The organism is Pseudomonas nitroreducens, from assembly GCF_014204515.1.
Taxonomy (GTDB): domain Bacteria; phylum Pseudomonadota; class Gammaproteobacteria; order Pseudomonadales; family Pseudomonadaceae; genus Pseudomonas; species Pseudomonas nitritireducens_A.
This window is the reverse complement of record NZ_JACHLI010000026.1, coordinates 54,311-66,862: the sequence shown is the minus strand read 5'-3', so window position 1 is coordinate 66,862 and position 12,552 is coordinate 54,311. Positions and strand designations below refer to the sequence as shown.

Annotated in this window: 12 protein-coding genes; 10 read left to right on the top strand and 2 right to left on the bottom strand. The window is 66.4% G+C overall.

Features of this window, described 5'->3' with window-relative positions:
* Positions 1 to 288 precede the first annotated feature (288 nt).
* The 7 genes from HNP46_RS25790 to HNP46_RS25760 all read left to right on the top strand — a co-directional run bounded on the left by HNP46_RS25790 (position 289) and on the right by HNP46_RS25760 (position 6,334).
* Positions 289 to 954, top strand: a complete 666-nt coding sequence (locus tag HNP46_RS25790) for a M24 family metallopeptidase (protein WP_184594689.1) — start codon at positions 289 to 291, stop codon at positions 952 to 954.
* Between the two features lie 27 nt (positions 955 to 981).
* Complete coding sequence (locus HNP46_RS25785) at positions 982 to 1,323, top strand: gamma-glutamylcyclotransferase family protein (protein WP_260403264.1); 342 nt, start codon at positions 982 to 984, stop codon at positions 1,321 to 1,323.
* Positions 1,324 to 1,404: 81 nt separating this feature from the next.
* The gene (locus HNP46_RS25780; RefSeq protein WP_184594684.1) at positions 1,405 to 1,833 is read left to right on the top strand and encodes a TOBE domain-containing protein; all 429 of its coding nucleotides are present in this window, start codon (positions 1,405 to 1,407) and stop codon (positions 1,831 to 1,833) included.
* A gap of 277 nt (positions 1,834 to 2,110) precedes the next feature.
* Entirely contained in the window at positions 2,111 to 2,386 is a 276-nt protein-coding gene (locus tag HNP46_RS25775) for a PepSY domain-containing protein (RefSeq protein WP_184594682.1), read from the top strand.
* A complete protein-coding gene (locus HNP46_RS25770) occupies positions 2,383 to 3,663 on the top strand; it encodes a sialidase family protein (RefSeq protein WP_184594680.1) in 1,281 nt (426 codons plus the stop codon). The genes HNP46_RS25775 and HNP46_RS25770 overlap by 4 nt, the downstream gene beginning before the upstream one ends.
* Positions 3,660 to 4,301: a hypothetical protein gene (locus HNP46_RS25765; RefSeq protein ID WP_184594678.1), complete on the top strand. Its 642-nt coding sequence runs from the start codon at positions 3,660 to 3,662 to the stop codon at positions 4,299 to 4,301. Before HNP46_RS25770 ends, HNP46_RS25765 begins: the two co-directional genes overlap by 4 nt.
* Positions 4,298 to 6,334 (top strand): LTA synthase family protein, encoded by a 2,037-nt coding sequence (locus HNP46_RS25760; RefSeq protein ID WP_184594676.1) that lies wholly within the window; start codon positions 4,298 to 4,300, stop codon positions 6,332 to 6,334. Before HNP46_RS25765 ends, HNP46_RS25760 begins: the two co-directional genes overlap by 4 nt.
* Positions 6,335 to 6,647: 313 nt before the next feature.
* Here the strand turns inward: HNP46_RS25760 and mntP are convergent, their stop codons facing one another.
* Positions 6,648 to 7,217, bottom strand: coding sequence for a manganese efflux pump MntP (gene mntP, locus HNP46_RS25755; protein WP_184594674.1), 570 nt, complete (start codon positions 7,215 to 7,217; stop codon positions 6,648 to 6,650).
* A gap of 533 nt (positions 7,218 to 7,750) precedes the next feature.
* On the opposite strand from mntP, the gene HNP46_RS25750 reads away from it, so the two are divergent.
* From HNP46_RS25750 to HNP46_RS25740, 3 genes are all read left to right on the top strand, one after another.
* Entirely contained in the window at positions 7,751 to 7,966 is a 216-nt protein-coding gene (locus HNP46_RS25750; RefSeq protein WP_184594672.1) for a hypothetical protein, read from the top strand.
* An 861-nt stretch (positions 7,967 to 8,827) separates the two neighbouring features.
* Positions 8,828 to 10,321: an APC family permease gene (locus HNP46_RS25745; protein ID WP_184594670.1), complete on the top strand. Its 1,494-nt coding sequence runs from the start codon at positions 8,828 to 8,830 to the stop codon at positions 10,319 to 10,321.
* A gap of 105 nt (positions 10,322 to 10,426) precedes the next feature.
* Positions 10,427 to 11,608: an iron-containing alcohol dehydrogenase gene (locus HNP46_RS25740; RefSeq protein WP_184594668.1), complete on the top strand. Its 1,182-nt coding sequence runs from the start codon at positions 10,427 to 10,429 to the stop codon at positions 11,606 to 11,608.
* A 4-nt stretch (positions 11,609 to 11,612) separates the two neighbouring features.
* On the opposite strand, the gene HNP46_RS25735 is transcribed toward HNP46_RS25740, so the two are convergent.
* On the bottom strand, positions 11,613 to 12,515 hold the full coding sequence (locus HNP46_RS25735; RefSeq protein WP_184594665.1) for a LysR family transcriptional regulator: 903 nt from the start codon (positions 12,513 to 12,515) through the stop codon (positions 11,613 to 11,615).
* Positions 12,516 to 12,552 lie beyond the last annotated feature (37 nt).

The window sequence follows — 12,552 nt, the reverse complement described above, 5'->3', positions numbered from 1 at the left end:
TGGTCAGACGGGACTTTCAATCACGGTTGCCTATCCTGATCGGTCCTACCCTGCAGGACAAATCGCCGGAAGGCATAACCTAATGCCTTTTTCGCAGGTTGGATGGTTGCCACGGTAGCAGTCAGGCAACGTCATCCCTGCCGAAACCTCCGCCCTGCGCGCAGGATTTCGCGACTTTCCACGGCAAAACCCCTGCAATTCGGGTTGCGCTCGCACGCCGCTATGTAGAAGTCTATATGGCGATGCCGTCATGCCGGCAGACCAACAGTTCTTCGCAGAGAGAGCACCATGAATACCGCCGTGTACGCCAAGGAAGCCGTGGGCGCGAATTACGCGCTGGAATCGATGCAATACGCCCAGGCCCGCACCTGGGAAGCCGTGGACGCCATCGCCGCGGCGATGCGCCCCGGCCTCACCGAGCTGGAAGCCGTCGCCATCGGCAAGCAGGTGCTCGCCGACCTGGGCATGGAGCGCATCTGGCACCCGCTGCTGATCCGCTTCGGCGCCAATACCCTGAAGACCTTCAAGCAGCGTTCCGAAGGCAACCCGGTGCTGGGCGACAACGACATCTACTTCATCGACATGGGCGTGGTCTGGCGCGGCCATGAAGGCGACGCCGGCGCCACCTTCGTCACCGGCGACGACCCGGACATGGGCGCCTGCGCGGCGGCAGCGAAGACCCTGTTCGAACGCGTCGAGGCGCGCTGGCGGGAAACCGGCTGCAGCGGCGTCGAGTTGTACGACTTCGCCCACCAGCAGGCCGAGACCATGGGCTGGAAGCTCAACCTGGACATCAAGGGCCATCGCGTCAGCGACTTCCCCCACGCGATCTACCGCGCCGGCGACCTGGGCGACTATGCCGAGCACCCCAACGGTGGCCTGTGGATCCTGGAAATCCAGATCGCCCACCCGAGCAAGGGCTACGGCGCCTTCTACGAAGACCTGCTGGCCTGACCCGGAGCGCCCTCGATGACAGAGCACATGACTGAGAATGTACTGCTGTTTTCCTACGGCACCCTGCAGGACAAGGCCGTGCAGCTGGCCAGCTTCGGCCGCGAACTGCAGGGCCGGGCCGACGCTCTGGTGGGCTTCCGCCAGGACTGGGTGGAGATCACCGATCCGGCCGTGCTGGCCACCAGCGGCAAGACCCATCACCCCATTGTCCACTACAGTGGAGTGGACGCCGACCGGGTGCCCGGCACGGTGTTCGAGATCACCCAGCAGGAACTGCTGGCGGCGGACGCCTACGAGGTATCCGACTACCAGCGGATCAACGCCAGCCTGCAATCGGGCCTGCAGGCGTGGGTCTATGTGAAAGCCTGACGCAGGCGGTGTGGTGGCAAGTTCATAGCGTTTTTTGACACGCTGGTCAGAATTTCCTGAAACCTCACGTGGAGAACAACAATGAAGGTCAGTGCACGCAACGTCTTCAAAGGCAAGGTTCGCGAAGTCCGTGCCGGCGCGGTGAACAGCGAGGTCGTCCTCGAGCTGTCCGGCGGCGAGACCCTGGTGGCCGTGGTCACCGTGGAGAGCGTCAACAGCCTGAAGCTGGCCGCCGGCGCCGAAGCCGTCGCCCTGGTCAAGGCGCCCTGGGTCATGCTGATGACCGAGGCCAGCGACATCCGCCTGTCGGCACGCAACTGCCTGAACGGCAAGGTCGTCAGCGTCACCGACGGCGCGGTCAACGCCGAGGTGGTGATCGAGCTGGCCGGTGGCACCCAAGTCTACTCCATCGTCACCCGCGATGCCGTAAAGGAACTGGGCCTGGCCCCGGGCGCCAGCGCCACCGCGGTGATCAAGGCTTCCCACGTGATCCTCGGCGTGCCGGCCTGACCTGCCTCGCGGAGCGTCGCCCGACGCTCCCTGCCCTGGCCGATCCTGCGGATCGGCCATCGCGCCGCCGACCTGCCCGTCCCTCCCTTCGCGACGACACAGAAAGTCATCAAAAGCGCTTTGGCGTCAGCCTGGAACAGCCGTTAGGCTCGCCGGAAAGCAGCCGGAAAAATCCGTCAGACCCTTCCTAAGAAGCAGTGTAACTGCTTGTTATTTTTGACATTTTATTCACATTTCGCTTTTTAACTTGGCGCCTTCGACCCACCGGACAGGCCCCATGTGGAAGCTCATTTCGTTCCTTGCCGCACTCGCCAGCGCCAACCTCGCCTTCGCCGATGCGCAATGCACCCGCGCGGACCGCTCCACCTGGCAGCAGGAGTCGATCTTCCGCTCGACCATGAAGCAGCAGGGCTACCGCATCACCAAGTTCCGCGTGACGCCGGGCAACTGCTACGAAATCTACGGCTTCAACCGACAGAGCGACCGCGTCGAGTTGTACTTCCACCCTGTCACCTTCGCCCTGGTGAAGGCTGAGCCGGTGCTGCGACGTTGAACACCTTCATCCTTCGCTGCGCAGGTGGATTGCTGGTCGCCGTCGTGTTCGGCCTTGCCTGGTACCAGGCGCCCTCGTTCGAGGTCGCCGACTTTGCCATCGATAGCCGCGCCGAGCCCGGCGCAGCCCAATCCTCCAGCCTGACCCGGCGCTTCGCCTCTTCGGACATGCGCGACTTCGTGCACTCCGCCTCGCTGGCGACGCTGCCCGATGGCGCGCTGCTGGCGGCGTGGTTCGCCGGCACCCGCGAGGGCTCCGCCGACGTGCAGATTCGCGCCGCGCAGTTCGACGCCGCAACCGGCCAGTGGTCGGCCGAGCGCGTGCTGGCCACGCGGATCGGCACCGAGCAGGCGGTGCAGAAGAACATCCGCAAGCTCGGCAACCCGGTCATTGCCCTCTCACCGGACAATCGCCTGTGGCTGTTCTACGTCTCCGTCTCGGTCGGCGGCTGGGCCGGCAGCGCGATCAATGCCATGCATTCGGACGATCTCGGCCGGACCTGGAGCACGCCGCGCCAACTGCTGACCACGCCCTTCCTCAACCTCAGCACCCTGGTGCGCGGCGCACCGGTGTTCCACCGCGACGGCTCCATCGGCCTGCCGGTCTACCACGAGTTCATGGGCAAGTTCGCCGAGTACCTCTACCTGAACCGCGACGGCAAGGTGCTCGACAAATTCCGCATCAGCAAGGGCAAGCACTCCCTGCAACCGACCGTGGTGGCCCAGGATGGCCGGCAGGCCGTTGCCCTGCTGCGCTATGCCGGGGAGCAGCATCATCGCGTGCTGGCCAGCCGCACGAGCGACGCCGGGCAGACCTGGAGCGAGCCGCAGCCGGTGGAGCCGAGCAATCCCAACTCGTCGCTGGCCGCCGTCGGCCGCAGCAACGGCAACCTGCTGGTAGCGATGAACGACCTGGAAGACGGTCGCTTCCGCCTGACGCTCTACGAAACCGACGCGCAGCTGCGCAACTGGCGGCAAGTCTCGCAGCTCGACGAATCCCCCGATCCCTGGGGCGACCCGGTACCGCCGGAGGTCTTCCGCGCGCTGATCGGCGAGACCTGGGAGACGGTGGGTGCGCGGCAGCAGCAAGCCCTGGAACAGACCTTCTTCGCCAGCGTCAGCCAGCGCATGTGCGAGTCCGGCCAATGCCGCTTCGAATACGAGTACCCCTACTTCGCCCGCGATGCGGCCGGTGCCTATCACCTGGTCTATTCGTGGAACGACACCTTCATCAAGCACGTCAGCTTCACTGACGCCTGGGTCGAGGGCCAACCATGACATTCGGACTCTGGCAGGCGCATCTGGCGCTGGCCCTGCTGCTCTTCCTGCTGGTCGCGCCATTGGGCACCGCGCGCCACTGGCAGGTGCTGAAGCTCGCGGGCGCAGCCGGGCTGACCTTCCTGCCCGTCGATGGGCTGCCATTGGCGATCCTGGTGCGCAGCTTCACCCATGACCTGTCCAGCAGCCTGCTGGTCCTGCTGGCGGGCCTCACGCTGGCACGCCTGGGCGCCGTGCAGGTCCGCGCCGACCATCTGCGCGACCTGCTGCTGGCCTTCGCCGTCCTGACGCTGGTGCTCTACCCGGCGTCCCTTGGCCTGAGCTACCTGGACCCCTACCGCTGGGGCTACGAGCCGACCTGGCTGCTGCTGGCGATGGCCGTGCTGACCTTCGCCTTCCTGCTGCGCGGCAATGGCCTGGGCGCGGCGATGCTGCTGATCGCGACCCTGGCCTACGCGTTGCGCGGCGAGGGCCCGGGCAACTACTGGAACTACCTGATCGACCCGCTGCTGGCGCTCTACGCCTGGGTCTTCTGCCTCAAGTGGGCCGGCGCGGCGCTGTTGCGCCGCGTCCGCTCCTTCCTCCACGGCGAACGTACTGCGCGCCGCCCCACGGACCTCGCCGAGACTGATCGATGAGCTGGATTCGCTCCCGCCGCCTGCACTACCTGGCCGGCACCGTCGTTGTGCTGTTCACCCTCTTCGCGCTGCTGCGCGGGGTATTCCTGCTCGGGTTTTCGGGGTTGCCCTGGCAGACCCTCGGGGAAAACGGCGACGCCCTGCGCACCCTCGGCATCGGCCTGCGCTTCGACCTGCGGCTGGCGCTGCTGCTGGTCCTGCCGCTGATGCTGCTGGCCTGGCTGCCCGGGTTCAACCTGCTGCGCAGCCGCGCCGTGCGCTACCTCGCCCGCGCCTACCTGGCACTCGCCGTGGGCCTGGTGCTGCTGGTCTACATCATCGACTTCGGCCATTACGCCTACCTGGGTGTGCGCATCAACGCCACGGTACTGCGCTTCATCGAGGACGCGCAGATTTCCACCGGCATGGTCTGGCAGACCTACCCGGTGGGCTGGATCAGCCTGGGCTGGCTCGTCTGCCTGGCACTGACGCTCGCGCTGCTCCGACAGCTGGAGCGCAGGACGCTGGAGCGCCCCGCCACGACGATTTCCCGCTGGTCCGTCACCAGCGGAGCCGTGTCGGTCAGCGTGCTGGTGTTGCTCGGCCTGCTCGGCCGCGTCGACAACCTCAATCTGCAGAACCCCGTGCCGCTGCGCTGGAGCGACGCCTTCTACAGCGGCGATGCGCAGATCGCCGCGCTCGGCCTGAACCCGGTGGTTTTCCTCTACGACACGCTGCGCGTCGACCCCATCGCCTACGACGAAGCCGAGGCACGCCGGCATTACCCGCTGATGGTGAAGTACCTGGGCATCGAATCGCCCGATGCCCAGGCCCTCGACTATCGCCGCCGGCAGCCCGCACAGTCGGCCGCGCCCGCCGCCGGACGCCAGCCCAATGTGGTCTTCGTCATGCTCGAATCCCTCGGCACCAGCGCCGTGGGCGCCTATGGCAACCCGCTGAACCCGACGCCCAACCTCGACCGCATCGCCCGCGAGGGCTGGTTCTTCCGGCACTTCTACGTGCCGGTGACCGGCACCGCGAAAACCGTCTGGGCGAGCATCACCGGCGTGCCCGACGTGACCCGCGAGCAGACCGCCACGCGCAACCCGCTGATCTCCCGCCAGCACAGCCTGATCAACGCCCTGGACGGCTACGAGAAGTTCTACATGATCGGCGGCAACGCCGGCTGGGCGAATATCAATGCGCTGATCCAGCGCAGCATCGACGATGTGCGGCTGTACGAGGAGCGCCACTGGCAGGCGCCGCTGGTGGACGTCTGGGGCATCTCCGACCTGGACTTCTTCAAGGAAGGCACCGCCGTACTGCGCCAGTTACCGAAGGACCAGCCGTTCTTCGCCTACCTGCAGACTTCCGGCAACCACCGGCCCTTCACCATCCCGCGCGACAACGACGGCTTCCAGGCCCTCGACCTGCCGCTGGAGAAAGTCCAGGCCGCCGGCTCGCGCAGCCTGGAGCAGTTCAACGCGGTACGCCTGCTCGACTTCAACATCGGCAAGCTGCTGGAAATGGCCGAGCGCGACGGTTACCTGGGCAACACCATCTTCGTCTTCTTCGGCGACCACAACACCCGCATCAGCCAGATTCCGCACATGGCGCCGGGCTTCGACCAGCTCGGGCTGGAGAGCAACAACGTGCCGCTGATGATCTACGCGCCCGGCCTGCTGGAGCCCCGCACGTTCGACGAAGCCGTCGGCCTGGCCGACCTGCTGCCCACCGTGCTCGGCCTGCTCGGCAAGCCCCATACCAACGGCGGCATGGGCCGAGACCTGCAGCAGGCCCCTGCGGAAGGCGAACGGGTGGTGCCGCTGGTCCTGCGTGAAGGCACCTTCCCGGTCATCGGCGGCGTGACCCGGCGCTTCCTCCTGCAGATGCAGCACGACGGCAGCTCGCCGACCCTGCACGACATCTACTCGCCGACTCCGCTGGAGGACGTCGCCGCACGGCACCCCGAGGAATTCCAGCGCCTCGCCGCCCTGACCCGTGCGATGCACGAGACCTCGCGGGCGATGCTCTACCGCAACGTGCGCGAGTGAACTCGAGCACCGCTACGTAGGGCGCATAACCCGGAACGGGTTATCCGCCATCAAGCCCGACGGCGGATAACGCTGCGCGTTATTCGCCCTACGCTTGAAGGCTCCTGAAGACTCACTGCCATGAAAAAAGGCCGCGCATTGCGGCCCTATTTATTCGGAATGTAGGGCGAATAACCCGGAACGGGTTATCCGCCATCAAGCCCGGTGGCGGATAACGCTGCGCGTTACTCGCCCTACGTTCGAGGGAGCCTGAGGATTCACTGCCATGAAAAAGGGCCGCGCGATGCGGCCCTTTTTCATTCGTGGCGTCGACTCAGACCGCCGACAGGTGTTCGTAGAGGATGGTGGCGCCCACCAGCATCAGCACGATGCCGCCGATGATCTCGGCGCGCTTGCCGACTACCGCGCCGAGCACACGGCCGAGCATGGTGCCGATGGTCACCATGGTCATGGTGGCGAGGCCAATGGCGGCTGCGGCAACCCAGATGTTCACGTCGACGAAGGCCAGGCCCACACCGACCGCCAGGGCGTCGATGCTGGTGGCCACGGCGGTCACCGCGAGCACCCAGAAGGAATGCTGCGAGGGCTTCTCTTCCTCGGCCTCGTCATCGTGGCGCACGCCGTTCCAGATCATGTGCAGGCCGAGCACGAGCAGCAGGCCGAAGGCGATCCAGTGATCCCACTCGACGACGTAGCTGCTGGCAGCCTGGCCGATGAACCAGCCGATCAGCGGGGTGATGGCTTCGATCACACCGAAGATCAGGCCCGTGCGCAGGGCTTCGGAAAGGCGCGGCTTGTGCAGGCTGGAGCCCTTGCCGATAGCGGCGGCGAAGGCGTCGGTGGACATGGCGAAGGCCAGGAAGATCAGCGAGATGGGATTCACGTACAACTCCAGCCGGGCACGAGACAACGACAAGACACTGCGAGCCCGGCTTGAGCGCAGTCATGTCGTTGGTCTCGCCAATCCGCTTGGATGCACTGGCCACGGCAGGTTGCCGATCATGTTGACCAGGGCGACTTCACGCAGGTGTGAAGCCAGGCTACTCCCCAAAGAGGCGGCGATCTTAACAGGAGTTCGTGAAGAAAACGTCACGCCGGTCGGGTAATCGGCCGCTTGGCAACCTGCCGTTACTCATTAGCCGAGCGGCATGGATTCATTAGCCAGCCTTCATGATCGGTTGTTTTTCGCTCAGAGCAGCATTGCCTCCCACGCTTTCAATTTCATCTGTATGCCGCTGACTGCAAGGCTTTGCCGGATTTCCACGCGTCACTGGCGAAAGGGGTGCTGCGCAGGGCGAATGGCGATTCGATCAATCCCAGCAGTTTTCCTCATGGGTCGCGCGCAGGGCGGCTCCGTAGACTGTGGCCACTCGCGAGCAATCCCCCAACAGAAGTCCACTACCTGAGAATTCCTTCATGAAACTGCTCACTGCCAGTGTCCTGACCCTCGCCGCCCTGCTCGCCAGCCAGGCGTCCATGGCCGAAGAATCCGCCCTGATGACCAACCGCCTGACCCAGGCCAACTATCAGGCCATGCAGGCCACCCGCGACAAGGCCGACGCCGAGCAGCAGACCGCGCAGAACGCCCAGCCGGATGCCGAGAAGAAGGCCGAGCAGGACAAGCACTGCTGATAGCGCTCCGCACCGGGAGCGCGCCGCCGCTCCCGGTTCCTCTTGGCAACATCGTCGAATGGCGTAGCAGCGAGCTTGCTCGCGAACCCGCATCCTTCTCCCTCTTCCTGTGTGCGCCCACCCTCTTCGCGAGCAAGCTCGCTCCTACGAAGAGCTCACGCTGCCCGCGCTGGCACCCGGCAGATAACCCGCTCCGGGGTTATTCGCCCTACGGCTCCTTGTTGCTCCCGTAGAAGCGGAGTTCCTCCGCGAAATCCCGGCGCAGCCGGGACGGTGGTCGACACAGAACACCGGCCTGCCGGCCGGATCGCGGATGGAATCCGCTCCTACCAGGGAAACTCCTGCGCGAATGGCGGCCCTCTCCCCCGGCCCTGGCTCAGCAGCGTAGGGCGCATAACGCCTCGGGCGTTATCCGCCGGGATGTCGGATACCGCTCCCGGTCCCTACCGGTATCCTTGCCTCTCCCGCAATTGGCTCCCTCGGCCCCGTAGGAGCGGAGTTCCTCCGCGAAATCCCGGCGCAGCCGGGACAAGCGTCGAGACAGAACACCGATCTGCCGGCCGGATCGCGGATAGAATCCGCTCCTGCGAAAAGACGCCGTACTCTGGCAATCCGCTCACAAACATCAGCCCGCACTGATGTCAGCCCAATCAACTATGAATTTTCCCTGATGCGGCGGCGGCCTACCCTGGCTCCGCGCTGCACCGACAGCGCCAGCTACTCAGCCGTCCTAAAGAGACGCGGGTTCTCGATAACAACTCCAACTGCCCCGAGGATCTCCCATGCGCCTTCGCCCCGTCATGCCTGGCCGTGTATTCCCCTGTTCGCAAAGTATCCTGTCCCTGAACACCGGAGGCCGGCATGTCTGACCTCCAGAGCACCACACAAGGCGACGAGAGCCTGCTCGCCAGCCACGGCTACCGCCAGGAACTGGATCGCGGGCTGAACCTGTGGTCGTCCTTCTCCGTCGGCTTCGCCACCATCTCGCCGGTGGTCGGCATCTACTCGGTGATGTCCCTGGGCGCCATGAGCGTCGGGCCGTCCTGGGTGTGGATCGTGCCGCTGTGCCTGCTGCTGCAACTGACCGTGGCACTGGTGTATGCCGAGCTGTCCTCGCAGTTCCCCCTGGCCGGCGGCTGCTACCAGTGGGTGCGCCGGCTGATCGGTGACCGCGCCGCCTGGTTCACCGGCTTCCTTTACCTAGCCTCCGCCCTGGCCTCGCTGACCACCGTCGCCTACCTGGGCGGCTTCTGGCTCGGCCTGCTGGTGACCGGCGAGCCGCCATCGGCCAATGCCCAGGTGCTCTGCGGCGCCGCGCTGCTGGCCCTGGGGCTGGGGGTGAACCTGCTGGGCATCAACCCGCTGAAGTACTTCGTCAACGCCGGCATCTTCGCCGAGGCCATCGCCTCCATCGGCATCGGCGTGCTGTTGCTGCTGTTCTTCCGCAACCACTCCTTCGAGATGCTGTTCAGCAGCCTCAATGCCCTGGAAGTCTCCGGCGGCAGTTACTGGAGCGGCTTCCTCACCGCGCTGGCGGTGGGTGGCTGGGCCTTCCTCGGCTTCGACGCCTGCTCGCAGATATCCGAGGAAACCACCGACGCCCGCGTCTCCACGCCGCGCGCCATCCTGCGCTCGATGCTGGTGGTCGGGCTGACGGTGATGCTCACCGCCTTCGCCGTCACCCTGTCGTACAAGGACCCGGCCGCCGTGGTCAGCGGGCAGATCATCGACCCGGTGACCCCGGCGGTGGTGGACGCCTTCGGCGCCTGGGCCGAGCGGCCGTTCGTGGCCATCGTGCTGGTGGCCTTCGTCGCCTGCGTGGTCTCGGTGCAGACCTACATCGGCCGCGCCATCTTCGGCATGGCCCGCGACCGCATCCTCCCCGGCTCCGCCCTGCTGCGCCGGGTGGACAAGCGCAAGGTGCCGATGGCCGCGATGGTCTGCAGCACCCTGCTGGCCAGCCTGGGCCTGGCGCTGGGGCTGAACGCCACGGCGGTCGGCACGCTGATCGCCTTCGGCAGTGGCGGCTTCTTCTTCGTCTTCCTGATCGTTGCCGCCAGCGCGCTGTATGCCCGCCTGACCGGCCGCTGGGATCCGGACAAGGGCGCGCTGAAGCTCGGCCGCAAGGGCCTGCTGGTCAACGTCATCGCCGTAGTCTGGCTGGTGTTCGAGGCGATCAACGTGGCCTGGCCGCGGGAAATGCTCGCTCCGCCCGGCGCGCCCTGGTTCCAGGTGTGGGCGGTGATCGTGGTGTTCTCCGTGCTCGCCCTGTTCGGCCTGGCCTACCTGTTCATCGCCAAGCCGCACCGCCGTATCGCCACCAGCCTGAGCTTCGCCGGCCGCGCTGTCGGCTGAATCATCGGCGCCGGTCCAGACCGGCGCCCACCTTTTCCGCCTTCCCGCCGCTGGCTTCCTGAATAGCCGGCACGGGCAGGTCATGCCTGAAATCCGGAGCTGCCCATGTCCACCCTGAACTACTGGAACTACCCCACGGAAATCCTCTGCGGCGTCGGCGCCCTCGACCAGCTGGCCGAGCGCTGCCGCCTGGCCGGCATGCGCAAGCCGCTGCTGGTCACCGACCCCGGCATGCTCGAACTGCCGCCGCTGCACGAGGTGCGCCAGCGCCTGGAAGCGGCCGGCATCGACTACGCGCTGTTCCACGGTTTCTCCAGCAATCCCGCGCTGGAAGAAGTCACCACCGGCGCCCAGGCCCTGGCCGAAGGCGGCCACGACTCGCTGATCGCCCTGGGCGGCGGCAGTGCGCTGGACGCGGCCAAGGGTATCGCCCTGCTCAGCCGCGACGCCGATGGCCTGCAAAACTTCGAATGGTCGCAGCTGATCGAGCGCTACCCGACCCTGGGCGATCACCCGGCCCTCGACCTGCCGCCGCTGATCGCCATTCCCACCACCGCCGGCACCGGCTCCGAGCTGGGCCGCGAAGCGGTGCTGACCGATACCGCGCGCGGCATCAAGATCGTCGTCGGCCACCGCGAACTGCTGGCCCGTTCGGTGATCCTCGACCCGGCGCTGACCGTCGGCCTGCCCAAGGGCCTCACCGCCGCCACCGGCATGGACGCCCTGACCCACCACCTGGAATCGCTGTTCTCGCCGCTCTACCACCCCATGTCGGCCGGCGTCGCCATCGAAGGCGTGCGCCTGGTGAAGGAGCACCTGCAGCGCGCGGTGCACAACGGCAGCGACCTCGCCGCCCGCGAAGGCATGCTGATTGCCTCGGCCAGCGCCGCGGTGGCCTTCCAGAAAGGCCTGGGCGGTGTGCACGCCCTCGCCCACCCGCTGGGCGCCAAGCACCACAAGCACCACGGCCTGCTCAACGCGGTGCTGCTGCCCTACCTGCTGGTGGCCAACCGCTCGGCCATCGAGGCCGACGCCACCCGTCTGGCGCGTTACCTGGAGCTGCCGGAAGCGAGTTTCGACGGTCTGCTCGGCTGGGTGCTGGAGCTGCGCGCCGCGGTGGGCATTCCCCACACGCTCAAGGAACTGGGCCTGGACGGCACGGACGCGCAGTGGGTCGGCGAACAGGCGGTGGCGGACATTTCCTCCTCCGAGACCAACGCCCTGCCGCTGGCGGCCGAGGACTACTCGCGCATCTACCTCAACGCCATCAACGGCATCCTTGCCTGAGCACTCAACCGTGCAGGCCGTGCACGCTCAGCAGGTCTTCGATGAAGGCGCGGGCGGCCTCGCTGCGGGGCCGCCCGGCGTAGGTGATCAGGCTGTGGGTCACCTCGTAGCAGAGCTTCTGCGGTAGCAGCGGCTTCATCCGCCCGCGCTCGACCCAGATGTTCGCGTAGTGGGTCGGCAGGTAGCCCAGGTGCGTGCCGGCCAGTACCGAATGCGCCACCGCCTCCATGTGATGCGCGGTGGCGCTGCTGCGTTCGGGGCGGAACGGCAGCTCCTGGTCCGCCGGCAGGAATCCGTGGCGCACCCAGTTGTATTCGGCGATCTGCTTGAGCGTCGGCTTGCGCGCGCTGAACAGCGGATGGCGCTCGCCGCAGAACACGCCGATCTCCTCGGTGTACAGCGGCAGGTACTCCAGGGTCGGCCGGGTGCGGCTGAAGTAGGAGATGGCCAGGTCCAGCTGGCCATCGATCACCGCCAGTTCCAGCTCGGTCGGCGAGTTCACGTAGAGGTTCAGCTGCACGTCCTGCTCGCGGCCGTGGAAGGCCGCCAGGGTCTCGTCGAAGCGCGCCTGCGGCAGGGTCGTGACGTTGTCCGCGAGGCCCAGGTACAACTCGCCCACCAACCTGCCGGAAAGCGCCTGGGCCTGGTCGCGGAACAGGCCGATGGCATCGAACATCGCCTGGGAGGCTTCGAGGATGCGCTGGCCCTTGGCGGTCAGGCGGAAGCCGCCCTTGCCGCGCTCGCACAGCCGGTAGCCCAGGCGCTTCTCCAGGCTGCCGATGTGCATGCTGATGTTCGACTGGCTCATGTTCAGCTCTGCCTGCGCCGCGGTGAAGCCGCCGCACTTCACCACGCAGGCGAAGATGCGCAGCAGGCGCAGATCCAGATCGGTGAAATTCCTGAGCATGACGGGCTTCCGGCGCCGGGCGGGGCTGGCAGTCTAC

Excerpts from the sequence above, each read along its gene's own strand:
- HNP46_RS25765 (WP_184594678.1), top strand. The coding sequence starts at position 3,660 with ATGACATTCGGACTCTGGCAGGCGCATCTGGCGCTGGCCCTGCTGCTC.
- HNP46_RS25785 (WP_260403264.1), top strand. The coding sequence starts at position 982 with ATGACTGAGAATGTACTGCTGTTTTCCTACGGCACCCTGCAGGACAAG.
- HNP46_RS25780 (WP_184594684.1), top strand. The coding sequence starts at position 1,405 with ATGAAGGTCAGTGCACGCAACGTCTTCAAAGGCAAGGTTCGCGAAGTC.
- HNP46_RS25740 (WP_184594668.1), top strand. The coding sequence starts at position 10,427 with ATGTCCACCCTGAACTACTGGAACTACCCCACGGAAATCCTCTGCGGC.
- HNP46_RS25745 (WP_184594670.1), top strand. The coding sequence starts at position 8,828 with ATGTCTGACCTCCAGAGCACCACACAAGGCGACGAGAGCCTGCTCGCC.
- HNP46_RS25735 (WP_184594665.1), bottom strand. The coding sequence starts at position 12,515 with ATGCTCAGGAATTTCACCGATCTGGATCTGCGCCTGCTGCGCATCTTC.
- HNP46_RS25760 (WP_184594676.1), top strand. The coding sequence starts at position 4,298 with ATGAGCTGGATTCGCTCCCGCCGCCTGCACTACCTGGCCGGCACCGTC.
- HNP46_RS25790 (WP_184594689.1), top strand. The coding sequence starts at position 289 with ATGAATACCGCCGTGTACGCCAAGGAAGCCGTGGGCGCGAATTACGCG.
- HNP46_RS25775 (WP_184594682.1), top strand. The coding sequence starts at position 2,111 with ATGTGGAAGCTCATTTCGTTCCTTGCCGCACTCGCCAGCGCCAACCTC.
- HNP46_RS25750 (WP_184594672.1), top strand. The coding sequence starts at position 7,751 with ATGAAACTGCTCACTGCCAGTGTCCTGACCCTCGCCGCCCTGCTCGCC.